This is a genomic window from Pseudoxanthomonas winnipegensis, assembly GCF_004283755.1.
GTDB classification, from domain to species: Bacteria; Pseudomonadota; Gammaproteobacteria; order Xanthomonadales; family Xanthomonadaceae; genus Pseudoxanthomonas_A; species Pseudoxanthomonas_A winnipegensis.
The window spans coordinates 267,940-292,842 of the sequence record NZ_SHMH01000006.1 but is presented as its reverse complement, the minus strand read 5'-3'; the positions used below and the strand labels follow the sequence as shown (position 1 = coordinate 292,842).

Sequence of the window (24,903 nt, the reverse complement as noted above, 5' to 3'; positions counted from 1 at the left end):
CTCTCCTCGATTCGTAGGGTGAAAAGCCCCGTCGCGGGGGTGGGACGATTTGGCGGCCGCAGGCGTGAAACCGTCGTATACGAAGGACGCATCGCACGCGCCAAACCCCTTGAAAATCAGGGCTACGCGGGTCGCTGCGCGCGGCGGCCTTCACAAACGCAGGGCTGGTTCTCCGACGAATTTCCATCGCGCGGCCTGTCGCATGCACATGGCTGAACCGAGCGAAACGTTCTTCGCGCAGCACCGCATCGGGCCGCTGCAGGTGTGGTGGACCTCGCATCCTGCGCGCGGTTCGGGCGAGCCGGTCGCGCGTCCGCTGCTGGCGGCATGGTTCGACACCGCGCCCGAGGCGCTGCCGCTGCAACGCGATCCGCGCGGGCGCCCGCGGCTGGAAGGCGCGCTGGCCGCGCACGATGTCGGCTGGAGCCACAGCGGCGACGCGCTGCTGCTGGCAACCGGGCCGCAGGTGCAGCTGGGCGTGGACGTCGAGCGCCTGCGTCCGCGTCCACGCGCGCTGGAGCTGGCCGAGCGCTTCTTCGCCCCTGCCGAAACGCAGGCCCTGCGCGCGCTACCAGAGCACGAGCGCACCGGTGCGTTCCTGCGCCTGTGGTGCGCCAAGGAGGCGCTGCTGAAGGCGCACGGTCATGGCATCTCGTTCGGACTGGAGCGGCTGACGTTCGCGCCCGTCGGCGGCCTGGACGCGCTGGACGCCGCGCCGCTACAGCTGGTCGCCTGCGATCCGCGCCTGGGCGCGCCCTCGGACTGGACCCTGCATCAGTGGCAGCCGCATCCGCACTACCTGGCCGCGGTGGCCTGGCGCGCGGCCCCGGACGGCGCGGCCCCGGGCCTGCGATAAAATCGCCGGCGATGACCCACGATTCCCTCCCCGCCGGCCTGGACGCGCCGCTGCGCGACGGGCTGGCCGAACTCGGCCTGTCCACCGCGCTGGCCTCGCCGCTGCTGGCCTATCTGGCCCTGCTGGTGCGCTGGAACGGCACCTACAACCTCACCGCCGTGCGCGACCCGCGGCAGATGGTCACCCGCCACCTGCTCGATTCGCTGGCGATGCACCGTTTCGTCTCCGAGGGCACGCTGGCCGACCTGGGCACCGGCCCCGGCCTGCCCGGCATCCCGCTGGCCATCGCCCATCCGCGCCTGCAGGTGACCCTGGTGGAGAGCAATGGCAAGAAAGCGCGCTTCCTGCGCGAAGCCGTGCGCCAGCTGGGGCTGACCAACGCCAGCGTGGCCGAGAGCCGCGCCGAGGCGCTGGATCGCCCGGGCGCGTTCGATCGCCTCACCGCCCGCGCGCTGGACACGCTGGCCGGCATCGTCGAAGTCGGCGGCCACCTGCTCAAGCCCGACGGCCTGCTGCTGGCGATGAAGGGCGTGATGCCGCATGCCGAGATCGCCGCCCTGCCCGCCGGCTGGCGGCTGGTGGAGGCCACGCCGCTGACCGTGCCCGGCCAGGACGGCGAGCGTCACCTGGTCACGGTGGGACGCGCCTGACCGAAACCCGCATAATCCCCCGTTCCTTTCCCATTCCCCCAGGACACGCCCTCGCATGGCCCGCATCGTCGCCATCGCCAACCAGAAGGGTGGCGTGGGCAAGACCACCACCGCCGTGAACCTCGCCGCCGGCCTGGCCCGCACGCCGCAGCGCGTGCTGCTGGTGGACCTGGATGCCCAGGGCAACGCGACCATGGGCAGCGGCGTGGACAAGCGCCAGATCGAGGCCTCGGCCTTCGAGGTGCTGCTGCGCGAATGCGAGCCGCGCGCGGCGATCGTGCGCACGGCCGAGGACTTCGACCTGCTGCCGGCCAACATCGACCTGACCGCCGCCGAGATCCAGCTGATGGACCAGCCCGAGCGCGAGCAGCGCCTGAAGTCGGCGCTGGAGCCGCTGCGCGCCGACTACGACTGGATCCTGATCGACTGCCCGCCGGCGCTGTCGCTGATGACGCTCAACGCGCTGACCGCCGCCGATGCGGTGCTGGTGCCGATGCAGTGCGAGTACTACGCGCTGGAAGGCCTGTCGGCGCTGATGGACACCATCAGCGCCATCCGCGGCCGGCTCAATCCGAAGCTCGAGATCGAAGGCGTGCTGCGCACCATGTTCGACGTGCGCAACAACCTGGCCAACGCGGTCTCGGCCGAACTCACCGAACACTTCGGCGACAAGGTGTTCCGCACCATCGTGCCGCGCAACGTGCGCGTGGCCGAGGCGCCCAGCCACGGCCAGAGCATCGTCGGCTACGACCGGACCTCGCGCGGTGGCGTGGCGTATCTTGGCCTGGCCGGTGAACTGATCCGTCGCCAGCAGGAGCGCATGCGTGCTCCGCTTCCCCCCATGGAGACCTATTGATGTCCGCCGCCCCGAAGAAGCGCGGCCTGGGCCGCGGCCTGGAAGCGCTGCTCGGCCCCAAGGCCGCCGAGACCGCACCGGCCGAGGCCCAGCCTGGCGAAGTCCTGCGCAACGTGCCCGTGGGGCAGCTGCAGCCGGGCCGCTACCAGCCGCGCATGGCGATGGACCCGGCCAAGCTGGACGAGCTGGCCGACTCGATCAAGGCCCAGGGCGTGATCCAGCCGATCGTCGTGCGCCAGCAGGACGATGGCCGCTACGAGATCGTCGCCGGCGAGCGCCGCTGGCGCGCCTCGCAGCAGGCCGGCCTGGCCGAAGTGCCGGTGGTGGTGCGCGAGCTGGACGATCGCACCGTCATCGCCATGGCGCTGATCGAGAACATCCAGCGCGAGGACCTCAATCCGCTGGAAGAGGCGCAGTCGCTGCAGCGGCTGATCAACGAATTCTCGCTGACCCACGGCCAGGCCGCCGAGGCCGTCGGCCGTTCGCGCGCGGCGGTGTCCAACCTGCTGCGCCTGCTGGAGCTGCCGCCGGCGATCCGCGCGCTGCTCGAGGCGCGCCGGCTGGAGATGGGCCACGCCCGCGCGCTGCTCACCCTGTCGCCGGAGCTGGCCAGCAAGCTGGCCGCCGAGGCCGCCGACGAAGGCTGGTCGGTGCGCGAGGTCGAACACCGCGCCTCGCAGTTCGCCGCCGGCCGCGTGCCGGTCAGCGGCAAGAAGAAGCCGGCCCGGGCCGTGCCGCAGGCGGATATCGCGTCGCTGCAGAACGAGCTGTCCGAGACGCTGGGCACGACCGTGGCCATCGCGCACGGCCGCAACGGCCGCGGCAAGCTGGTGATCCACTACACCGATCTGGACACGCTGGAAGGCGTGCTGGAGCGGCTGCGGGGCAAGCGCGACTAAGTCGCACAGGAACGGCCGCGCCGAAGCAGCGCCTTCATGCCGTCATTCCCGCGAAAGCGGGAATCCATGGACGTTGCGCTCATCGCCTTTGCTGTTGCGGTTGAAGGCGTGAGTAGAGGCAATAGGTAGCCGCGGCTGCGAGCTCCGGGCGGAGCTTGCCTGGATCACAGGCTGCAGTCGGAGCCCGAGCACCCCTGCAAACCGTTGTTCCCGCGTAGGCGGGAACCCAGCGCCTCGACGCTTCCCTGCGGAAGTCCCTGAGTTCCCGCCCTCGCGGGAATGACGGTGCGATGTCCCGGGATGGTGGAGTGATGGCGGGTGGCCGGCCGCTCACTCCCCCTGCAGCTGCGCAAGACGCTGGCGCAGGCGCCTGGACTCGGGCTTCAGCGCGATCATCTTCTGCAGCTGTTCGATGGCCGCCTGGCGGTTTCCCGTTTCGCGATAGACATCGGCCAGGCTGTCCAGCGCGTCCAGCGACTTGGGATGGATGCGGGCGTTGAACGCCAGCACGGCCACGGCCTTGTCCGCCGCCTTGCGCTTGAGCAGCTCGCCGGCGACCTGCTCCAGCGGCTGACCCGGGAAGTCGTAACGCTGCGGGACCGCCTGCCACTGCCGATCGAGCCAGCGCGTGATCTGCGCCGCATCCAGGCTGTCGGCCTGCTTGTACAGGTCCCAGTGCACCGACATGCGCAGCATCGGGCGCGGCTTGCCCGCCAGGATGGCTTCCACGGCGTCGCGCGCCGCCTCGACGCTGTCGTCCTGCGCATTGTTGGTCAACATCACGATCTGGATGCCCTGCACCGGCAACAGGGTCAGATCCGACTTGAAGCCCCGCCAATCGCCGCCATGGGTGACCATGCGCCGGCCGAGCGCGGAGTCCACCAGTTTGAAGCCGAAGCCGTACGGCACCTTGCTGCCATCGGACAGCGTGGCCGGCGTCGTGGCCAGCGCCCAGTTGGCCTTGGACATCGCCCGGCCCTGCTGGAGCGCATCGGCCCACAGCTGCAGATCGTGCGTGGTGGAATAGATGCCGCCGGGACCGACGGGATAGAAGTTCGGAATCTGGTCGAACGGCTTGCGGCTGCCGTCCGGGCGGACGATGAAGCCCCATGCGCGCGGCTGGATCAGCGCATCGTTGTCCGGCAGGCGCACGCGCGTGTGCATCATGCCCAGCGGCTTGAAGAACTCCCGCTGCAGATATTCGGCGTAATCCATGCCCGAGACGCGGCCGACGATCTGCGCGAGCAGGATGTAGCCGGTGTTGCTGTACTCGAAGGCCGAACCGGGCGCGAACAGCAGCGGCGCCTTGTGCTCGACCAGCAGCGCGACCGCCTCGTCGCCGCGCATCGCCGTGGTGACCTCGCCCCGCTTGAGGAGCTGCGTGTACAGCGGGAAGACATCGGGCACGCCCGAGGTGTGGGTGAGCAGCTGGCGCAGCGTGATGTCGGCATAGGGCAGCTGCGGCAGGTATTTGGCGGCCGGGTCGTCCAGGGCCAGCTGGCCCCGCTCGGCCAGGCGCAGCACGGCCGCGGCCGCGAACTGCTTGCTGACCGAGCCGATGTCGAAGGCATCCCCCACCGCCAGCGCGACCTGCGCGCTGGCGTCGGCCTCTCCCAGGGCGCCCTGATAGACGACCTTGCCATGCTGCGTGACCAGGAAGCTGCCATTGCAGACCTTCACGGCATGGCAGTTCTCGAAATAGCGCGCGACCTCGACGGACCGCGCGGGGCCCGCGTCGGGCACGCGCGCGAACACGGGCAGGACCGCACAGGACAGTGCGACAACGGCCAGGCGCGGCATGCGCTGAGCCAGCTTGCGTAGAGCATCCATCGGAGTTTCCTCTGTTTGTCTGTACTACTACAATTAGTACAGATCGGATAAAAAAAGACGCCTGCCGATGCAGGCGCCGTGGCGATCGGCCAACCGTGCTGGACAGCCGTCGAAGGCAACTGTACTATTTGTATTAGTACACATCAACAGGAGCGACGACGTGGCCCGTACCGCAGCGCTGATGATCCAGATCGCCACCGGCGATCCACGCCCCATCGTGCGGCAGATCACCGATGCGGTCCGCATGCGGATCGCGACCGGAGAGTTGGCCCACGGGCAGCAGCTGCCCAGCGTGCGCGGGCTGGCGCAGCAGCTGACGATCAATCCCAACACCGTGGCCAAGGCCTATGCCGAGCTGGTGTCCGAAGGCTGGCTCGATTCGCGGCAGGGCATGGGCTTCTACGTCGCACCGCCGCGGCAACGGCTCTCCGATGCCGAGCGCGAACGCCGGCTGGATGAGGCGGTCGCCACGTTCGTCAACGACGTCGTCCCGCTCGGACTGCCGGCCAAGACCGTGCAGCAGCGCATCGCCGACGCGTTCGAGCGCGCGCTTCCGCGCAAGCGTGCGTGATGGAGACTTCCGACACGTTCGGCGCCAGGGACGGCGCGCGCGATCTGGCGATCGAAACCGTGCGGCTGAGCAAGCGCTACGGCGACAAGTTCGCGCTGGACGGGCTGGACCTTCGCATCCAGCGCGGCCAGATCCACGCCATGGTGGGCGCCAACGGCGCAGGCAAGTCCACGTTGTTCCGCATCCTGCTCGGTTTCCTCTCGCCCAGCGGCGGACAGGCGCGCATCCTGGGCCGCGACAGCCAGCGGCTGACGCCCGGCGACCGCGCCCGCATCGGCTTCGTCAACGAAGAACACACGCTGCCGGGCTGGATGCGGGTCGAGCAGATCACCGCGATGCAGCGCCGCCAGTATCCGCAGTGGCGGCAGCCGATCTTCGATGAGGTCATCGGCCACTACCGGCTGCTGCCCACGCAGAAGATCGCCCAGCTCTCGCGCGGCGAACGCGCCGGCTTCAACCTGGCCCTGAGCCTGGCGCAGTGTCCCGAACTGCTGATCCTGGACGAGCCCACCCTGGGACTGGACGTGGTCGCCAAGCGCGCCTTCCTAGAATCGCTGCTGCACAGCAACGCCATGGAAGACCGCACGGTGATCTATTGCTCGCATCAGATGGAAGAGATCGAGCGCGTCGCCGACAACCTCATCCTGCTCGAGGATGGCAGGCTCAGGCATATGTCGGCGCCGGAAGGCTTCTGCGAGCGGGTCACCTACTGGATCGCGGATATCCCGTTCAAGGGTCCGCCGCACGAGACGATTCCCGGCCTGATGGAAGCGCGCCGGCTCGACGGCCTGCATCACTATCTGGTGCTGGATCAGGACGAGACCTTCGCCGACTTCCTGCGCGCCGCGGGCGCCCGCTCGATCGACGCCATGCCGGTCAGCCTGGACCGCGCGGTCAACGCCTTCCTGTCGATGCGCCACGCGGCCCCGCCCGCCCACTGACGCCAGTCCTGGAGACACATCATGTGGAGCCTGTTCAAGGTCGAATGCGTGCGCTTCCGCACCTGGACCGTCATCGCCGCGCTCGTGCACCTGTGCGCGCTGGGCTTCGGCACCCGCCTGATGGATCTGGCGCAGCAGACTCTGCCCATCCATCGCGCCATCGGCGGCGTCTACGCGCTGGCCGGTGCGCTGCTGGGGCTGTATCAGATAGGCGGCTATCGCCGCGGCAGTCACTGGGTCACGCTGCTGCATCGCCCTGTGCCGCCGACGCGCATCGCGCTCACGCTATGCGGCGCGGCAGGCGTGGTCCTGCTGGTCGCGGTGCTGCTGCCAACCTTGCTGCTTGCCGCCTGGCAGCAGGGCACGACCGCGCGCGTGGTCGATCTGCGTCATTGGCTGCTGCCCTGCGCCGCATGGCTGAGCGCGATGGCGGGCTATCTGGCGGGGGCCTTCTGGGCTTTGCGCGGGCCGCGGACCGCGCTGGCGGCCGTGGCGCTGCTGGCCTGGCTCGCGTTCGCCGATGCGACCGGCATCGCGATGCTGGCGGTCGAGCTGCTGGTAGCCGCCTGGCTGCTCGCCCTGTTGCTGTGCGCCTTCAGGCCCGATGTCGAGGCCGCGCCGCGTGGACCGTGGGCGAGCGCGCTGCTGGCACTGCCCCTGAGCGCGGGCGCATATCTGGTCGTGCTGCTGATGCTGTTCGGCGTGGAGTTCCTGTGGATCGCGCAGGGCTCGCATCCCCTCAACACCGCCGTGCCGCCGCCCGGCGGCCACACGGAGGCGGAGAAGATGGAGCCGCGCGCGCGCATGCTGAGGGCGCTGCACGACGCGCGGCCTGCCGATCTGGAGCGGCTGCAGGCTGCGGTCGCGGCGGGCAAGCCGCAGGGCCTGACCGTTCGCTTCCGGCAGCTGCCCCAGCGCAACGCATTGAGCAACCTCACATCCCTGCAGTTCGACGATCCAGAGCGCCACGTCCGCTGGACCTTCAGCCATGACCGAATGCGCCTGCAGGGCGAGAACCTGCTCAACGGGCGCGCCGTCGGCACACTCGGCATCGGACCGCAGCGGGAGGCGTTTCCGTACGTCGCCGTGCCGATCGGTCACATGCCCGGCCTGCCTGATGACGACACGGCGCTGCTTGCTGGCGACACCTTGTACCGTTACGACAGCGCCGACCAGACCATCACGCGCTGGCTCGGTGTGCCCAACGAGGAAAGCATCGCAGGCGTCGGCCGCATCGATGGGCGATGGGCCCTGATGAGCGACAAGGCACTGTACTTCTTCCGTGCCGATCCGGACCTGGATGGGGCGGCTTCGCCGAAACTCCTGACGCGCATCGCGTTACCTACTCCAACCGCACGACTGAGCAGCCTCGACATGATCGCCCTGAGCGACGGCGTCCTGGTCTGCCTGGTGGACTCGGAACTGGCGCATACCGAGGACGGCACGCGACCCGCGCTGTTCCTGCTGCGCGGCTTCGATGACGGGCGCCCCCCCGTGCTGCATTCCACGCCCCTGTCCTTCGACTACCCCGCCCTGCACCGCTATCGACGCTGGTGGCCCTCGCCGGCGCTGCACGCTGCGCTGGAGCAGGCGCGCGCCGTGTTCGCGCCCACCTCGCCATTGTCCGCTGCGACGCCTGCGCCCATGCCCATGCCGATCATGGCGTTCGCAGGGTGCCTCTTGTTGGCTTCCGCCGCGTGCGCCGCCTACTACGCGCATCGCGAAGGTCTTGCAGGACGAGTCCGCCTCGCCTGGATCGTGTTCTGCGGATTCGTCGGTCTGCCGGGGCTGGCCGCCATGATGCTGATGAGGCCGCGCGCGCGGGCCAGCGTCTGACTGTCTGCCAGAGCACTGTGTCGACCGAAGCCGTTGGGGCGCCTGCTGGCGAATGCCCGGTCAGGGCCCACGGTCGCCCGAGGATGCCCAAGCTGCAGTCGTCGCCGGTTCCCGCACCGACGGATCGAGCCTGGTCGTCGTGGGACCTATCGCTCGGCTGCGAACAGGGCGGTGTAGCGTCGCTGCATCTCTTCCGGGGTGACCGACTCAGTCGCATGGCCGATCAGCCAGCGATGTCCGAAGGGATCGCGCACGGTCCCGGAGCGCTCGCCGTAGAAATGGTCCTGCATCGCACGCTCCAGCGTTCCGCCCGCCGCCACGGCACGGGCCACCAGCGCATCGGCATCGTCCACATGCAGATGCAGCGTGACCGGCGTGGCACCAAGATGCTCGGGACTGCGAACCCCCATGTCGGGATACTCCTCGGACAGCATCAGCGTATGCCCATCCAGATCCACCTCGGCATGGCCGATGCGACCGTCCGGTTCGGTGAGGCGGAACAGCTCGCGTGCGCCGAACGCGCGGGCGTAGAAATCCATCGCTGCGACGGCATCGCGCACGCACAGGTAGGCATAGAGTTCTTGGATTGCCATGCGCATTCCTCGTCTGGGTAGGTCCCTATTCTGTGACGCTGCCCTTGCATCGTCTTGCAAGGAATTGACCTGGGCGCGGCTCAGCGCGGCACGTGCCTTGGCGCCGCAGGATCGGCCAGCCGCCGCCAGGCAGAGGGTGTCAACCCGGCCACATCGCGAAAGGTATTGGCCAGATGCGCCTGGTCGGCGAATCCGCACGAGGCGGCGATCTCGGCCCAGCTCGAAGCCTGCCCGCACGCCAGGTCTATCGCATGGGAGAAGCGCTGCAGCCGTAGCCATTGGCTAGGCGCCAAACCGGTCGCCTGCCGGAACATGGCGATGCAATGACGATGGCTGAGCCCGCTGGCGCGCACCAGGTCCTCGACGCGCAGATCCGCGCGCCAAGGCCGCCGCAGCACGACCGCCAGTGCCGGATGCAAGATCGGCCGCTGGCCGCCGGCGCGCCGGATCAGCCAGCCCTCGAACGCCGCCAGTCGCGCTGACCCGTCGCCGCAGGCATGCAACAGCGCAAGCAGTGCGTCGACCTCGCCAGCGGGAAGCAGCAGCTCCAGCGAGGTGTGATGCCCGGCCACGGCGGATTCTGGCGCGCCGAACAGTGCCGCGGTGGCACCCGGGCGCAACATCGCACCGACCGAGATGGACGGCTGCGCGACATCGCGCACGTGGTAAGCCGTGCGCACGCCTCCTACCACCGCGTGGCCCAGAAGATGACCACACCGATCCGAAGCATGATCGAACACCCGCAATGGCGCGCCACCGATGCGCACCGCCAGATGCGTGGCACCGGTCGGCAGCACATGTTCGCGCATCGTGGCCGGCGCATCCGTCCTTGGCGCAGCGGGTTCGTGCGCCCACACCGATGCCACCAGGCCGCGCAGCGCAGGGACGGGGAGCCGCTGGAGGGAAGCCATCGGCGGATCCTACGCCAGGCACGTCGGGTGATGCATGTCCCAGCTCCCGGCGGGCTTAAGAAAAGAGGGGCACCTACGAAAACGCTCGTCGACGACACGCGCCCCGTGCCTTACGGTCACGTCGATACCCAGGGTTACCGCCGACCATTGTTGAGGCACGCATCTTCGCAATATCCGCTTCCAAAACTTCCTGGCGATGCGTGTACGATCGGGCGCGGGGAGGCGGCGCGACACGGACGGGGACACGCAGGATGGATCCAGTACGGTCCAAGACGGCACTGCTGTACAGCACGGTCAGGCGCGCCCTGCAGTCGGGGCGCTATGTCCCGGGCGAACGCATCGACCCGGCATCGCTCGCCCACGAGTTTCATATGAGCCAGACACCCGTGCGATGCGCGCTGTATCGCCTCGCGGGCGAAGGCGTGATCGTCGATCACCCACGCCACGGCTTCCAGGTGCCGCTGCCCACCGAGCTGGGTCTTCGCGACCAGTACGACTGGATGGAGCAACTGCTGGTCATGGCCTGCGCCTCGCCTGTACGCAAGGAATCGGCGCACTTCAATGTGCTGGCCGCCGTCGACGACGACCTGCCGAAGCGGACGTGGAAACTGTTCGACGCGATTGCGCGCAGCAGCGGACAGTGGTCGCTGCATCAGGCCGTGCGCCGCGCCAACGACTGCCTGGCGCCGATCCGCCGCGCCTCGTTGGAGTTGAAGATCGACGTGCCGGAGGAGCTGGATCGACTCAAGCAGCTCTTCGTCGCCCATGACCTCCGACGCCTGGAACAGGCGCTGCGCGACTATCACGCCCATCGCAGGCAACTGGTCCCGCAGATCGTCGCCCTGCTGGCCGAGCGCCGCGACCGGCTGCACTAAGCGAGCGAAAAGAATTCTTCAAATACACAACAGAAATTACTTGAGAACACACCCTCGCCATCCCAGGCTGATCCTGTCATGGAATCGCCATGACACAACCCAAGGAGACAGCGATGGACACCAACGAGAAGGCACGCGACACCGCGTCCACGGACATCATCGAGCTGGGCGTGGCCAGTGTGGAGACCAAGGGGGCGGGCATGACGACCAATGAAATCGTCGGGCACCGCCAGGATGTGGGCATTTCTGACTGAGTGGGGCCGCGAGGCGCACGGAAGTGCGCCTCGCTTCCTCTGCCAAGCACATGTCCGGCTATCAGCTTCGTGAGCACCTCTCGTTCTGCCTGATCGATGGCAGGCCGTTCTTTCTAGACGCCAGAGCAGATCGATACTTCAGGCTATGCAACGAGATGGAGCACCTGTTTCTTTCGCTTCTCAATGACCCGAGCGACTCACACGCCGGTCGGGTGCTAGTCGAATGTGGCGTTCTTAACGATGCCGAGGACGGCTTGCCCTGCACAGCCCAGGCAGAGCTCACGTCGTTCAGCGTGCTGGAAATGCCGTCGATGGAACAGCGCCACGGTGCTTTGCTGTTCTTCGAGGTCGCCGCCATCGTTCACCAGACCAAGCGGCGGCTCAACAAGTACGGCCTTGAGCCCACACTCAGGTGGTGCGTCGCTTGTTCAGCGAATAGGTCCAGCACCCAGGATGCCGCCGTACAGCTGGATATGGCCCGTTGGTCAGGCGCTTTTCTAAAGACCAGGAAGTATGTGGCTACGCCCACCCGGTGCCTTCTCGACTCTTTGGCGATGATGAAGTTCTTAGGCAGACGCGGCTTATACCCAAAGCTCGTATTCGGGGTCACAGGCGAGCCTTTCACCGCGCATTGCTGGCTTCAGGCGGGACAGACCCTCCTGAACGACAACGTCGGCAATACCCGGGCGTACACGCCCATCAAGGTGGTCTGATGGCGATCAAGTACTTCGTCCACGTTGCTTGCGGCCATCAGCATTCGTCTCGTCGGGCAGCAATCCGTGGGAGGCTCCAAACAATGGGCCTACGGGCTCTCGCCGTGTTGGGTGATGGCATCGTCTATGTCTCCGAAGCAGACGATGTCCTGCGATTCGCGAACGGTGACTTGGTGCTGGGTGAACTGTTCTCCCGCGATGGAACGCGAATTACCGACGCGACCAGATTGCTCGGGGCAGCCTCATCCAAGGCGGCTCTTGAGTTTGTACTGACTGCATGTTGGGGAGACTACGTCCTCCTGCAACAAGTCCCGGGTGACGACTACGCGATCACGCTCATGCGCAGCCCCAGCCCAGCGAGCGCCCTACAGTGCGTTTACTCGCTAGGGGAGGCGGAAGGGTTCATCACGTCGGATATCACCCTCGCCATCCGATTGGGGCTATATGAACGGCGTGTCGATCCAGCCGGGATCGTCCGCTCCCTTGCTTATCCCAATCTGAAGTCATCTTCGACCGGGCTGCTGAACGTCTCCGAGCTGCCTCCCGGAAGCGTACTGCGCGCCTCACGCGAAGAACACCGTGTCACATGCGTATGGTCACCTTGGGATTTTGTCGGTGGCGACCAGCGCTGTTCGAACTTCAAAGATGCTGCGCTTCTGGTCAGGCAATCGATTGACATGGTGGTCCGCGCTTATGCGGGGCGGCACAAGAATGTATTACTCGAACTTTCAGGTGGGCTTGACTCCTCCATCGTGGGGATAAGCCTAGCGAAGACCTCTGCCCGAGTCGCGTGTCAATCACTGATCACGCCTCTACCAGGGACTGACGAAACGGACTACGCGCAGTCGGTCGCAGACATGCTTGGCGCTCCGTTGTCCGTGCTTGAGCTTGGTTACGACGAGGCACCCTTCAACTACCCAGTACCTCGTGAATTCTGCGGCCCATGCATCGGGATGCTTCAGTTCGCGGTCAATCGTGTCATGGGCAGAACAGCACAAGCGTGCGGGTGTGACGCCTACTTTTCAGGTGCAGGTGGTGACAGTGTGTTCTGCTTCCTCTCCACCGCATCGCCCGCTGCTGACGCCTTGCGGAGCGCGGGCCTGGGCGAAGGTTTGCGCACCGTGCGCGATCTTGCGGAGTTTCATCAGTGTACTGTCTGGAAGGCAGGCCGCCTTGCGATACGTCGACTTCTCGTTGAGCGGCCGCCGGTTTCCGCAAAGACAGACTTCCTTAAGAAGGGCGTTGAAGTCCGCGATCCGGAAGCGCATCCCTGGAATATCGGGCCCAATGCTGCACTGGTCGGCGATCGCGAGCGCATTGCGGAGCTGGCGTCGACCCAATTGTTTCGGGAGGGCTGCGCTCGCGGCTTAGTCCGCCCGCTTCGTATGCCGCTTCTAGCTCAGCCGGTCGTTGAGGCCTGCCTGCGCGTACCGAGTTGGATGTGGTTTCGCGAAGGACAGAATCGAGCGGTGGCGCGGCAGGCGTTTGCAGATCGATTGCCAGGCAACGTCCTTAACCGGAAGAGCAAGGGCACCTTCACTGCCTACCTGGGAGCAATCTATAGGCGTCGCAGCCCCGACATGCTGCGATTCCTCACCGAAGGTTTCCTGCAGGCTCAAGGGATTCTTGACGCAGATGCATTGCGAGCTCTCGCGACAACAAGCGAGCCTGCCAGCGAAGCCACCTTCATGCGCGTGTTCCACCTTTGCGCGGTCGAGAACTGGGTGCAACAGCAGTCCTGCTCGAAGCAGAGCTAGCGCGAAGGGTGGCGCTGCGCGTCGAGGATTTCTCGCCAGTGAGCGTACTGGCTGGCTTTCGCCGGATCGGGATCTGCCAAGTCAAGCAACCAGAAGCGAAACCAGTCCAGATTGCGCTGGTATACCGCCAACTTGTGCCGCGGCTGGAACTTCTGATGCGGCTCGTTTGGGAAGACATATGCGTCGGCTCGCCTGCTCTTGATCATGGGCACCGCGTAATCCAGTGAGACCCGAAACTCCTGTTCGGACATCTGCATCAGCACGGGCGTCTTGACGCGCGCGGGGTCGTAGGCAGGCGAGAGCTTGCGCCAGCGCTCCGCAGTCTGCTCCGGAGACCCGACCTGCCAGAAGCGTTGCATGCGATCCGCGTTGTTGCCTGCCCAGAGGCCCATGAACGTCCAAAGCGAGGGTGACGCAACCGGCGTACTGATCGAAATGGCGCGGGGAATGTCTGAGTACATGGCGGCCCACATCGAGACCTCTGCGCCAAAGCTCAAGCCTCCAAGCCCCACATGGGATGGATCGATCTCGCGGGCCTTAGCGAGAGACTGCACAATCCTCTCGATTGCGCCGGTGGCCTGGTCGTAGCGAACCAAGGCGTCATCGACGTGCGGCGCGCCATTAACGCAGAGTGCGGCGATTCCTTGCTGGGCCAGCACCGCGAGCGGCCATTCGTCACCCATTCCTCCGCGCAGAAAGCCCGCGCATCGATAGTATGCGATGAACAGCGGCGATGGCCGCGCATCGACTCTCGATGCTGGGTAGAACTGGCCCGAGTATCGGATTCCCTGCGCGTCAGTCCATTGGATCAGGCGAACCCGAGGAGCTTGCGCCAGGTCCCTCGCGAGCAGCTGATTGGGTTCGAACAGAATGTGACGCTGGCCGTTACTCAGATCGACGCGCTCCAGTCGTGGTGGCTGGTCCGCGCTGGCCGCGACACAGATCATGGCAGCCCGTGTCGCCGCGCAAGCGCCGGGATCCAGCCGGTTCCCATCCGAGAGTTCGCCCACCGAGTCGGCGACGCGCCGCACCTCGCCAGTCAGCACATTCCATCGGAAGATTGACTGCGCAAATCCTGCCTCGCGCGAGGTGGTGGTGAACAACACCTCGTCACTCGCGGGACGCCAGGTGATCGCCGTGATCACCCTGCTGATACATGCGCTTGCGTCACACGTGGCGGGATGCCTGTCGCCATCAGTCCGAAGGGCCACCAGATTGGGATGGGCCTCGCGCTCGCCGACAGTGCTCTGCCCCTGTCTTAGCGCCGCAATCCGACCGCCGCCCGGTTCCCGAACAGATGCCGAGAAGCGTTCGTCGCCTGGATTTGGTTCGACAACCACTGCCATCCCGCCCGTAGTAGCGTCTTTCGCCAATGACACCACGTTGCCGTCAGACAGGTTCAACAGCTTCCATCGATCGGCCTGGTCGGCGAGGAGCGGGCGGTACTCTCCACTCCGATCCTGCCGCTGGGTGGCCAGACGACCCTCCTGAAAGCCCGAGCGGAACAGGCCGTCGGCCAGCGATACGCTTCCGTCAAGGTGAATGCCATTGTCGTATTCCGCCATCTCGGCACTGGCTACCTCGTCGCGCGAGGCGCCCACGCTGTAGCGGAGCGACCTCCCGTCAACCCCCAGATCGAAGGCCCTGACGTTGGCCGGATCGTGGGTGATCTGCTCGGTGCGGGATCCATCGGTCGCCGCACGCCACACGTCGATTCTTCCGTCTATCGCCGCGCGATAGAACAGCCACTTGCCATCCGGTGACCACTTGGGCGGCTCCCGCCTTGCATAGCCACCAGTGTCGCGCAGCGCCTCGCCCCCGTCGCCCAGCCTGCGGGGCGGCGACGAGCCGTCGACGGGCTGTACAAACCAGATCGTCTGATAGGTGTTGCGTTCGATTGAGGCCCGCTCGGTGCGGAACGCCACGAGTTGGCCGTCCGGCGAGATCGATAAATTGCCGATGTCCACGACCTCAACCAGCTCGCGGATCGTCGTCGCGTAGGACACTTGTGCGTAGAGGATCAGAGTGATCAGCAGTGCGCCGATTCCATTCCTGACGTTGGCTTGAGGCAATCCAGGCATGACGTCTTCTCTATTCTGTTGACCGACACATGAAGTCCTGGACCGCTCCTACCAGCGCCGCGAAACCGACAGACTGACGAACCGCCCGATGGCCGAGTAGTTGGTCGAGTCGTACGGCGGGCGGTCGGGAGACAGTGCCCTATAGGATGGAGGCGCTCTGTCCAACAGGTTCTGCAGCGCGAGCGCGATTTCGATGCCCGAGATGGGACCGGAACCGCCCAAAGGCACGTACCGCACCGTCGCATCGAAAGTGGTGAACGAAGCGGTCTTTCGGCGACTCGCCGTGTCAGTGACACCACCGGTGTAGTTGGCGAAAGCCGAAAAGCCCAGTTCGGCAAGATCCCAGACGGCCCCTACTCTCGCGTTAAGCTTGGCTGGGTTGAAGAGGCGCCCGGATACGTCATAAGGCGAAGTGGAATCCGAGTTCTGTTGCGTGCTATTCAACCAAGTGCCCGCGCCGCGCAGCGTCACCCGACCTGCGTCCAGATCCATTCGATAGCTTGTCGACAGGTCGACACCCTTGATGCGCTGTCGAGCGACATTGACGTATTGCGCAGCGAGTATCGCCGACACGTTAGAGGAGTCGTAAGGTTGTCCAGTCTCGTTGTAGAACGTGCCGCCAGCAGCCAGGACCTCCGCCTGGCGCTGTGGTGCAGGCGCATACTCGATGAACTGCGCGTAGTCCGGATTCCCCAACGCGTTGCCGTAATCGGTGATGGGCTGGACTACACGCCCGCTGTAATCCACGTCAAACCATGTGAGCTCCGTCTCGAAGCCTGGCCATGACTTGGGGTGGACGGCAAGCGAGAGAGTGCGCGTAAGAGCGCGTTCCGGCCGCAAGTCGACTTCACCCCCGAAGGTCGCGAGGACCGGCGCCGCATCGTCCGCTCCGCCATACCAGGCCGCGGGGTCCAGGAAGACGGTGCGCGACTGGTAGCGCTGGAACAGCGTGGGGGCCTTGAACGACTTGCCCCAGGAGCCCTTGAGCGTGAGCGAGTCGTTGGGATCGTAGATGATGCCGAGCTTGGGCACGGTCACCCGACCGAAGCTGCTGTAGTCCTCAGTGCGCAGTGCGGCCGTCAGGGCCAGCCGACGCACGCCCACGACCCCTTGCGACACTCCGATCAGGGGCACACTCAGTTCCGCATAGGCAAACCGGTTGTGCTCCTCGCCCCGCGCGACATCCGAGTCGTTTATCAGGTCGTGGTAGGTGAATGCGTTCTTTCTGCCGCCGATGCCCAAGGCCAGTCGCGTTTCGCCCGCTTGCGCAAACCACAGTGGGCCTTCCACGTCCGCATCCCATGCACGGACCTCGTTGCAGTAGCACTCGCGCACCACCAGCTGGGACGCGCCGGTCGCGTTATCCACGGTCGATTGATGCTGGACCGTCTCGTCCTTGCCCCAGCCCCCGGATAGGGACGCCGTCCAGCCTCCCGATAAACGGAAGTCGACCGAAGGCGAGAGATACGCAACGCGCGAATCTGGCGTGGTGCGATAGTGGTAGGACGTCAATCCGGTGTTCCACGGGTAGACTTGCTGAGCCCTGTTGGTCCGAAGCGCATCCAGATGAAGCTCAGCCACCCCGTCGAGCGCCTGGTGCAAGGTCACTAGCCCACTGCGCAGATCGCTGCCCGGATACAGCGTGCTGGGATCGAACATCTGCCGCGTGTAGTCACGTTGGCGCGCATAGATCGGATCGACCGAGGTGCTTTGCCCGGCGACGAGCAGCCCGCCGCCGGACCAAGTCATGCCGGCGGTGGCGGTATACTCGCGCGTGTTCAGACCGCCATCGGTCGCGCCACCGTAACGCCAACCAAGCTTGGCACCCTGGTAATCGCGCTTGAGGATGACGTTACCCACACCCCCGACCGCGTCGGAGCCGTAGAGCGCGGACGCGCCATCCGGCACGATCTCGATACGATCGACCGCCTCGAGGGGAATCGCGCTGATATCCACCGCCTGGACGAAGCCACCGTACGACAGACGCCGGCCGTTGAGCAGAGTCAGTGTCGCGTCCGGGCCGAGCCCGCGCAGGTTCAACGCGGAGCCGCCGGTGACATTCTGGTTGGCCAGGCCTCCTGCGCCCGCCGTTGCACCCACCGCTACCCCCGGATTCTGTCCGCCCCCGAAGTTCTGCGGCAGGCTGCGGATCACTTCGCCCAGGTCGGTGAAGCCTTCCTCGCGGATGCGCGTGCTGTCGATGGTGATCACCGGCGAAGGCGTGGTGCCGCCTTTGATGCGGGTGCCGGTGACCTGGACGGTGTCGAGTTGGACGGCAGACTGGGTCGACGGGTCGTCCTGCCCGGAGTCCGTGGGCTGCTTTTCGCTCTTGCGTGTGACTTCCTGTGCGTCGACCGCGCCGCTCAGCGCGACGGCGATCCAGAACAGCATGCTGCGAACGACATGTCGTGATTGCCGCGAATCCATGATGCGTCTTCCCCGTTGGCATCCGACAGGCACGACCTGAGCGTTGCGGCTGTCGGACAGCCGCAAGCGAAGGCGTATTCCCGTCTGTTGACTTGCTTTCCCCACGCCCACGCCGAGCGGCGGCCGCACGCGCCAGCTCTCAAGGCGAAAGGTCCCATGGCTACGATATACGTAGCATCGTGAACACTACGTTTTACGTAGTATCGATGTCAAGCGCCGTTTCTGAAGCTTCCGCATATCGAGGACTGATATGCACGCATGACGCGGAAGCCGCCAGGCAATGTCTACGGCCGACGCCTGCGCGAGGCGCGGGATTTCTACGGGTTCTCCCAGATCCATCTGGCGGTCGCCGCGCGCCTGGATGAGTCCGGTGCCAGTGCGCGGATCAGTCGCTATGAAACCGGCGTCCATCAGCCCAAGCTGGGGCTGCAGAAGCTGTTCGCCGACGTGCTGGCGCTGCCGATCAGCTTCTTCTACATCGAGGATGACGCGGAGGCGCTGAGCGTCCTGGACGCGCATCGGAGTGAGGAGCCCTTCCGCACCCTAGCCAGGGTCATGCGCCAGCTGGGACAGGCCTGATCTTCGAGGAAGTTGATCGCGGGAGAGGTCTGACGACGCGGACTCGACGGCCACGTCGAAGCCATGGGCCGACCGCTTCCCCAAAGAAGCGCTGAAACAGTTCTGCTCTAGCAGAGTCAGCAAGCATCAGGCCACGACATGCGCCTCGGCGCGTGCAGCCGCATCGCGACCGACCAAGACAAACTTGGCTGCACGCCGCGTTCTACTTGCGCAACTTCATCGCCGCGCTCGGTAGGCTACGTTAATCGTAGTATCGAGGCAGCCCGGGCGACCGGAAGCTTTCCTGCATGGAAGGCACACAAGTACGCGCCCGTGGCTGACAAGCCGCCGCTCCCTGTCTACAGCCGCAGGCTACGCCAGGCGCGCGAGGCGCATGCGATCTCGCAGCGCGCCCTCGGCATCGCCGCCGGGCTGGACGAGTTCGTCGCCAGCACCCGCGTGAACCGCTACGAGACCGGCGTCCACCAGCCCGACCTGCAGACCCTGCAGCGGCTCGCCGCCGTGCTCGAGCTGCCTGTTGCCTACTTCTACGCTGAGGACGATGACCTCGCCCAGCTGATTGCCGAGTTCAAGAAGGGGCCGAGGAGCAGGCGCTAGTCCGAAGCTGCGACGCTTGCCGGGCCTCGCGCGTTCCGTCCCGCGCAACGGGCCGCCAGCGGGTGTCGATGAAACGCCCTTCCTGTCGTCCCGATTGCCGCGTGCTTCATGGTCCGGGCTTAGGCGTGTCGTCCCGCCGTTCGAAAACAAAAGCGCCCCGGCGGGGCCGGGGCGCTTGGTGGGTCAGGCTTCCAGGCCCCACTTGTCGGGGTCGGCGGGCTTTTGCTTGTAGATCGTGCCGGCGAAGTCGACATGCAGTTCGGTCCAGTCGCCTTCTCCCTGATAGGCGAGCACTTCGAAGTGCTTCGGCTTGCGTTCCGGCTTGCCGTGGGTGGTCCATCCGGCCTGTTTGACGGCGGCCAGGGCGGCTCGCGGATCGGCGGGCACATCCGGGTGGTGATGGTGGTGATGCTTGGGGCCGTGGTGGGGCTTCTTGTGCTCCACCTCGACGAAGCGTCCACCCTTCTTGCTGATGCGGGTGACCTTGATCTCAGAGGGGCGTTGTTCGCCTTCCAGTCTCACTGCGAGGCCCTGCTGGAGGGGGAAGGCTTCGGCGCCTTTGGGACCCAGGTCGGCCAGGTGAACCTGGTCGCCGGACTGCAGGGTGAAGCGATGCGCGAAGACGTGTTCGATGACGCCGGTCAACGCGACGGTTTCATGGTGCGGCATGCATTTCTCCTAAGAGCGCCCAACCGCGGGCGCGGCAAGGGAATGCGTGCGGGCTGGGGCTGTTTCAAGCGCGGGGCTTGGCGCGGTTGGCGGGCGTGCAGGTTTGTGGTGTGGGCGCGCGGAGATGCTGGAGGCGGAGCTTTTTCTTCACGGCGTTGCGCGAGAAGACGTGCCCGGCCTGGCTACGGGACAGGTGACACGATAGGCCAGGCGCGAGGAAGACTGCGCGGAACACGGTGCCCGTAGATCGCGGGGAGTGAGCGGTACGTCCATGGATTCCCGCTTTCGCGGGAATGACGGGCTGATGGGTCTTGTGGGAGCCGCCATGGCGGCGATGGGGCTCTCAAGGTGATGAGGCCCTCGAGGTGAAGCCTCATCGCCGCCATGGCGGCTCCCACAGTGCGGTCGGCGACCGGATCATCCCGGCGCGGCCGGGCGCTCCGGCTCGGCGCAGGCGCGCGCGACGAGTGGAGACTCGCGACGGGTTATCCGAACCTGCCCCCATGCGGTGGAGGTGGGGCGATGCCTGGGGCCCAGTAGATGCCTGGACCCGGTATACGCCAGGGCCCCGCGTTGCGCGGGGTCCGACCGGCTTACTCGCCCTCGCCGCGGTTGGCCAGTTGCTCGCGGATCTGGGCGTCGACCGCGGCGATGGCGGTCATGTTGAGCAAGCGGCGCGGGGTGGCGCTGGCGGTGAGGATGTGGACCGGCTTGGACACGCCCATCAGGATCGGGCCGATGGCCACGCCCTCGGTGAACACGCGCACCAGGTTGTAGGCGATGTTGGCGGCCTCCAGGTTGGGCAGCACGAACAGATTGGCGCGGCCCTTGAGCGTGCTGTTGGGCATGATCTGCCGGCGCAGGGTCTCATCCCAGGCGGTGTCGCCCTGCATCTCGCCGTCCATGTTGAGGTCGGGCCGGCGCTTGAGCAGCAGTTCGCGCACCGCGCGCATCTTCAGGGCATCGCGCGAGTCGTGGCTGCCGAAGTTGGAGTGCGACAGCAGCGCAACCTTGGGCTCGATGCCGAACAGCTTCAGGCGGAAGGCGGCCTGCAGCGTGGCCTCGGCGATCTGCTCGGCGGTCGGATCTTCCTGCACGTGCGTGTCGACGAAGAAGAACGCGCCCTGCTGGTTGATCACGCCGGTCATGGCCGAGGTGGAACTCACGCGCGGTTCCAGCGGGATGACGCTGCGTGCGTAGCCGAGCTTCTTGTGGAAGCGTCCCACGATGCCGGTGAGCATGGCGTCGGCCTCGCCGCGGGCCACCATCACCGCCGCGATCAGGGTCGGACGCGAGCGCATCAGCTCCTTGGCCGCGGCCACGGTCACGCCGCGGCGTTCGGTCAGGGCGTGGTAGGTCTGCCAGTACTCGTTGAAGCGCGGGTCGTCGTGGATGTTGGTGACTTCGAAGTCCTGGCCGGCCACCAGGCGCAGGCCCATGCGCTTGATGCGCTGGTCGATCACCTCCGGGCGACCGATCAGGATCGGGAAGGCCACGCCTTCATCGACCACGGTCTGCACCGCGCGCAGCACCACTTCCTCCTCGCCTTCGGCGTAGACCACGCGCTTGCGATCGGCGCGGGCGCGGTCGTAGACCGGCTTCATCATCAGGCTGGTGCGGTAGACGAACTGGCTCAGGGTGTTGCGGTAGGCCTCCATGTCCTCGATGGGGCGCTCGGCGATCCCTGAGTCCATCGCCGCCTGCGCCACGGCGCTGGACAGCTCCACCAGCAGGCGCGGGTCGAGCGGGCGCGGGATCAGGTAATCGGGGCCGAAGCTGGGCGTCTCGCCGCCATAGGCCGCGCCCAGGTCGGAGGCCTCACGCCGGGCCAGGGCGGCGATGGCGCGCACGCAGGCGACCTTCATCGCCTCGTTGATGCCGGTGGCGACGCAGTCCAGCGCGCCGCGGAACAGGTAGGGGAAGCACAGCACGTTGTTGATCTGGTTCGGATAGTCCGAACGACCGGTGCCGATGATCGCGTCCGGGCGCGCCTCCTTGGCGACCTCCGGCATGATCTCCGGGTTGGGATTGGCCAGAGCGAAGATGATCGGCTGCGGCGCCATCGACTTGACCATTTCGGGCGTCAGGATGCCCGGGGCCGACAGGCCCAGGAAGATGTCCGCGCCTTCGACGATCTGCGCCAGGGTGCGCTTGTCGGTGTCGCGCGCGTAGCGCTGCTTGTCCGGATCCAGGTCGGTGCGACCGGTGTGGATGACGCCTTCGCGGTCCAGGGCCAGGATGTTCTCGGGCTTGAGGCCCAGCGAGACCAGCATGTTGACGCAGGAGATGCCGGCCGCGCCCATGCCCGTGGTCGCCAGCTTGACCTCCTCGATCTTCTTGCCGGTGACGATCATGGCGTTGAGCACCGCCGCGCCGACGATGATCGCGGTGCCGTGCTGGTCGTCATGGAACACCGGGATGTTCATCTTCTCGCGCAGCGTGCGCTCGACCTTGAAGCACTCCGGTGCCTTGATGTCCTCCAGGTTGATGCCGCCGAAGGACGGTTCCAGCGAGGCGATGATCTCGATCAGCTTGTCCGGGTCGGTCTCGTTGATCTCGATGTCGAACACGTCGATGCCGGCGAACTTCTGGAACAGCACGCCCTTGCCTTCCATCACCGGCTTGGCCGCCAGCGGGCCGATCGCGCCCAGGCCCAGCACCGCGGTGCCGTTGGTGATCACCGCCACCAGGTTGCCACGCGCGGTATAGGTGCTGGCGGCCTTGGGATCGGCGGCGATCTCCTCGCAGGCATAGGCCACGCCGGGCGAATAGGCCAGGGCCAGGTCGCGCTGGGTGATCATCGGCTTGGTGGCGATGACCTTGATCTTCCCGGCGGGCGACTGGCTGTGGTAGTCCAGCGCGGCTTGCTTGAATTCTTCTTTGGACATCGGCGTGGTGGGCATCTTCGATGGGGGTTGGATTCTAGCGCCGCGATCCTGAGTGGACCGGCAGTGGCGGCGGCGGGAGGTCCCACCAGGCGGGAACCGGGCGCTTGCGCTCGGTCATGGCGTCAGACGCAAGAGGCCGGGCTTGTGGGCCCGGCCTCTTGAGGCATCTGGCCCGGCAGGGCCTTACGCGGTGATCGGCAGGCGGTCCGGATCGGACTCCAGCTTGCCGTCCAGGGCCGCGTTGAGCTTGTCGCGGTCCAGCGCGTTCTCCCAGCGCGAGACCACGATGGTGGCCACCGCGTTGCCGGTGAAGTTGGTCAGCGAGCGGCATTCGGACATGAAGCGGTCCACGCCCAGGATCAGCGCCATGCCGGCTACCGGCACCTCAGGCACCACCGACAGCGTGGCGGCCAGGGTGATGAAGCCTGCGCCGGTGACGCCGGCCGCGCCCTTGGAGCTGAGCATCGCCACCAGCAGCAGGGTGATCTGGTGGCCCAGGGTCAGCTCGGTGTTCGTCGCCTGGGCGATGAACAGCGCGGCCAGGGTCATGTAGATGTTGGTGCCGTCCAGGTTGAACGAGTAGCCGGTCGGCACGACCAGGCCCACCACCGACTTCTTGCAGCCGGCCTGCTCCATCTTCTCCATCAGCGAGGGCAGCGCCGACTCGGAGGAGGAGGTGCCCAGCACCAGCAGCAGTTCGGCCTTGAGGTAACGGATCAGCTTGAGGACCGAGAAGCCGCACAGCCGGCAGACGATGCCAAGAATCACCAGCACGAACAGCAGCGAGGTGATGTAGAAGCTGCCCACCAGCCAGGCCAGGTTGGCCAGCACCGCCAGGCCGTACTTGCCGATGGTGAAGGCGATCGCGCCGAAGGCACCGATCGGGGCGGCCTTCATCAGGATGTGCACCAGGCGGAACACCGGGGTGACCAGCGCGTTGAGGAAATCGACGATGGGCCGGCCGCGTTCGCCGGTCATCGCCAGCGCGATGCCGAACAGCACCGCCACGAACAGCACCTGCAGGATGTTGTCGCCCACGAACGGGCTGATCAGCGTCTTGGGGATGATGTCCATCAAGAAGCCAGTGACCGTCATGTCGTGGGTCGCGTTGACGTACTGGTCGACCTTGGTGTGGTCCAGGTCGGCGACGTTGACGTTCATGCCCGCGCCCGGCTGCACGACGTGGGCGACCACCATGCCCACGATCAGCGCCAGCGTGGAGAAGAACAGGAAGTAGATCATCGCCTTGCCGAAGACCCGACCCACGCTGCGCAGATGGGTCATGCCGGCGATGCCGGTGACGATGGTCAGGAAGATCACCGGGCCGATGATCATCTTCACCAGCTTGACGAAGGCATCGCCCAGCGGCTTGAGCGCCTCGCCCAGCTTGGGGTCGAAGTAGCCGACCAGCACGCCGATGATGATGGCCACGATCACCTGGAAGTACAGGTGCCGGTAGAACGGGAGCGGCTTGGACGGCGCCACGCCGGCGCTGGGAATGTGCATGGTCGGTGGACTCCTGAGGAGAGAGGCGCGGGCGGACGGTACGACCCACGGAACGAGGCGCACGGTAGCCCCTGCCGCGGCGGCGGGCATTAGCACATTGGTACTAAGCGCTACCAGGGAAATGTCCACGGTCTGATCCAAGGAGCGAAGACCCATCCCCCATGCGGGAGATGCCCGACGGCCGTCCTTCAACGCTGGCGACCGCGGCCGGACTCGTTGCAGCGCGTCGCGCCGGTCGCGCGAGCCAGCGCGATCGGCGGACGCAGGATCTCGCCGCCGGTCGCGGCGGCAGCGACGGTACGTCGCGGCAGTCGACGTGCATTCTGCCGCCGGCCCCTTGGTACCCCCTCGAGCTGGGGTCGTGAAGCTGGACAGCCGGCTGACGGCATGCGTGGACTCGATGTAGACGCGCTTCGTCCATGGCGCTCGACGGTTCGCCGATGCGTATCACGGCCCGACATCGTGGCTTGGCAATGCCCGGATATGGGCTGCTGGTCGCTTGAAGCGTCGCCGCTATCAACTCTCGCAGTGCACACCAGGCCGCCGAGTGGCGGGCATAACACGGCGTGATTGTGCAGGGCAGCAGGCCGACCGCGTGGCCCGGTTCTTGCACG

At 66.3% G+C, this 24,903-nt stretch carries 21 protein-coding genes; 13 read left to right on the top strand and 8 right to left on the bottom strand.

Annotated features, from left to right (window positions below):
- Positions 1 to 208: 208 nt before the first annotated feature.
- Genes EAT51_RS13465 through EAT51_RS13450 form a run of 4 tightly spaced genes read left to right on the top strand, consistent with a single transcriptional unit; the run spans position 209 to position 3,261 of the window.
- On the top strand, positions 209 to 856 hold the full coding sequence (locus tag EAT51_RS13465; RefSeq protein ID WP_130561729.1) for a 4'-phosphopantetheinyl transferase family protein: 648 nt from the start codon (positions 209 to 211) through the stop codon (positions 854 to 856).
- Between the two features lie 11 nt (positions 857 to 867).
- Positions 868 to 1,506, top strand: a complete 639-nt coding sequence (gene rsmG, locus EAT51_RS13460) for a 16S rRNA (guanine(527)-N(7))-methyltransferase RsmG (protein WP_130521607.1) — start codon at positions 868 to 870, stop codon at positions 1,504 to 1,506.
- 55 nt (positions 1,507 to 1,561) lie between these two features.
- Entirely contained in the window at positions 1,562 to 2,362 is an 801-nt protein-coding gene (locus EAT51_RS13455) for a ParA family protein (RefSeq protein WP_130521605.1), read from the top strand.
- Positions 2,362 to 3,261, top strand: coding sequence for a ParB/RepB/Spo0J family partition protein (locus EAT51_RS13450; protein ID WP_130521603.1), 900 nt, complete (start codon positions 2,362 to 2,364; stop codon positions 3,259 to 3,261). The genes EAT51_RS13455 and EAT51_RS13450 overlap by 1 nt, the downstream gene beginning before the upstream one ends.
- Positions 3,262 to 3,591: 330 nt before the next feature.
- Here the strand turns inward: EAT51_RS13450 and EAT51_RS13445 are convergent, their stop codons facing one another.
- Complete coding sequence (locus EAT51_RS13445; protein WP_130521601.1) at positions 3,592 to 5,091, bottom strand: serine hydrolase domain-containing protein; 1,500 nt, start codon at positions 5,089 to 5,091, stop codon at positions 3,592 to 3,594.
- Between the two features lie 160 nt (positions 5,092 to 5,251).
- On the opposite strand from EAT51_RS13445, the gene EAT51_RS13440 reads away from it, so the two are divergent.
- The 3 genes from EAT51_RS13440 to EAT51_RS13430 are packed head-to-tail and all read left to right on the top strand — an operon-like array spanning position 5,252 to position 8,439.
- A complete protein-coding gene (locus EAT51_RS13440; RefSeq protein WP_205953642.1) occupies positions 5,252 to 5,662 on the top strand; it encodes a GntR family transcriptional regulator in 411 nt (136 codons plus the stop codon).
- A complete protein-coding gene (locus tag EAT51_RS13435) occupies positions 5,662 to 6,603 on the top strand; it encodes an ABC transporter ATP-binding protein (protein ID WP_130521599.1) in 942 nt (313 codons plus the stop codon). Before EAT51_RS13440 ends, EAT51_RS13435 begins: the two co-directional genes overlap by 1 nt.
- 21 nt (positions 6,604 to 6,624) lie before the next feature.
- On the top strand, positions 6,625 to 8,439 hold the full coding sequence (locus tag EAT51_RS13430) for a hypothetical protein (RefSeq protein ID WP_130521597.1): 1,815 nt from the start codon (positions 6,625 to 6,627) through the stop codon (positions 8,437 to 8,439).
- Positions 8,440 to 8,585: 146 nt separating this feature from the next.
- On the opposite strand, the gene EAT51_RS13425 is transcribed toward EAT51_RS13430, so the two are convergent.
- Both EAT51_RS13425 and EAT51_RS13420 read right to left on the bottom strand, forming a co-directional pair.
- Positions 8,586 to 9,032: a VOC family protein gene (locus EAT51_RS13425; protein ID WP_130521595.1), complete on the bottom strand. Its 447-nt coding sequence runs from the start codon at positions 9,030 to 9,032 to the stop codon at positions 8,586 to 8,588.
- A gap of 80 nt (positions 9,033 to 9,112) precedes the next feature.
- A complete protein-coding gene (locus EAT51_RS13420) occupies positions 9,113 to 9,943 on the bottom strand; it encodes a helix-turn-helix domain-containing protein (RefSeq protein WP_130521593.1) in 831 nt (276 codons plus the stop codon).
- Positions 9,944 to 10,194: 251 nt separating this feature from the next.
- Between EAT51_RS13420 and EAT51_RS13415 the strand changes: the two genes are divergently transcribed.
- The 4 genes from EAT51_RS13415 (at position 10,195) to EAT51_RS13400 (ending at position 13,542) form a co-directional block, all read left to right on the top strand.
- Entirely contained in the window at positions 10,195 to 10,818 is a 624-nt protein-coding gene (locus tag EAT51_RS13415) for a GntR family transcriptional regulator (protein WP_130521591.1), read from the top strand.
- 113 nt (positions 10,819 to 10,931) lie between these two features.
- The gene (locus EAT51_RS13410) at positions 10,932 to 11,072 is read left to right on the top strand and encodes a benenodin family lasso peptide (protein WP_130521589.1); all 141 of its coding nucleotides are present in this window, start codon (positions 10,932 to 10,934) and stop codon (positions 11,070 to 11,072) included.
- A gap of 50 nt (positions 11,073 to 11,122) precedes the next feature.
- A complete protein-coding gene (locus EAT51_RS13405; protein WP_130521587.1) occupies positions 11,123 to 11,785 on the top strand; it encodes a lasso peptide biosynthesis B2 protein in 663 nt (220 codons plus the stop codon).
- Entirely contained in the window at positions 11,785 to 13,542 is a 1,758-nt protein-coding gene (locus EAT51_RS13400; protein WP_130521585.1) for an asparagine synthase-related protein, read from the top strand. Before EAT51_RS13405 ends, EAT51_RS13400 begins: the two co-directional genes overlap by 1 nt.
- Here the strand turns inward: EAT51_RS13400 and EAT51_RS13395 are convergent.
- Together EAT51_RS13395 and EAT51_RS13390 are read right to left on the bottom strand one after the other, a co-directional pair.
- Complete coding sequence (locus EAT51_RS13395; protein WP_130521582.1) at positions 13,539 to 15,623, bottom strand: Atxe2 family lasso peptide isopeptidase; 2,085 nt, start codon at positions 15,621 to 15,623, stop codon at positions 13,539 to 13,541. The two genes, EAT51_RS13400 and EAT51_RS13395, sit on opposite strands and share 4 nt — an antisense overlap.
- 48 nt (positions 15,624 to 15,671) lie before the next feature.
- A complete protein-coding gene (locus EAT51_RS13390; RefSeq protein WP_228257936.1) occupies positions 15,672 to 18,014 on the bottom strand; it encodes a TonB-dependent receptor plug domain-containing protein in 2,343 nt (780 codons plus the stop codon).
- Positions 18,015 to 18,308: 294 nt separating this feature from the next.
- Here EAT51_RS13390 and EAT51_RS13385 point away from each other — a divergent pair, with 294 nt between their 5' ends.
- Together EAT51_RS13385 and EAT51_RS13380 are read left to right on the top strand one after the other, a co-directional pair.
- Positions 18,309 to 18,629: a helix-turn-helix domain-containing protein gene (locus tag EAT51_RS13385; protein WP_205953641.1), complete on the top strand. Its 321-nt coding sequence runs from the start codon at positions 18,309 to 18,311 to the stop codon at positions 18,627 to 18,629.
- 312 nt (positions 18,630 to 18,941) lie between these two features.
- Entirely contained in the window at positions 18,942 to 19,226 is a 285-nt protein-coding gene (locus EAT51_RS13380; protein WP_130521578.1) for a helix-turn-helix domain-containing protein, read from the top strand.
- Between the two features lie 183 nt (positions 19,227 to 19,409).
- On the opposite strand, the gene EAT51_RS13375 is transcribed toward EAT51_RS13380, so the two are convergent.
- The 3 genes from EAT51_RS13375 to EAT51_RS13365 form a co-directional block, all read right to left on the bottom strand.
- A complete protein-coding gene (locus EAT51_RS13375; protein WP_130521576.1) occupies positions 19,410 to 19,895 on the bottom strand; it encodes a hypothetical protein in 486 nt (161 codons plus the stop codon).
- Between the two features lie 593 nt (positions 19,896 to 20,488).
- Complete coding sequence (locus EAT51_RS13370) at positions 20,489 to 22,783, bottom strand: NADP-dependent malic enzyme (RefSeq protein ID WP_130561728.1); 2,295 nt, start codon at positions 22,781 to 22,783, stop codon at positions 20,489 to 20,491.
- Between the two features lie 183 nt (positions 22,784 to 22,966).
- Positions 22,967 to 24,289: a dicarboxylate/amino acid:cation symporter gene (locus EAT51_RS13365; RefSeq protein ID WP_130521572.1), complete on the bottom strand. Its 1,323-nt coding sequence runs from the start codon at positions 24,287 to 24,289 to the stop codon at positions 22,967 to 22,969.
- Positions 24,290 to 24,903: the final 614 nt, after the last annotated feature.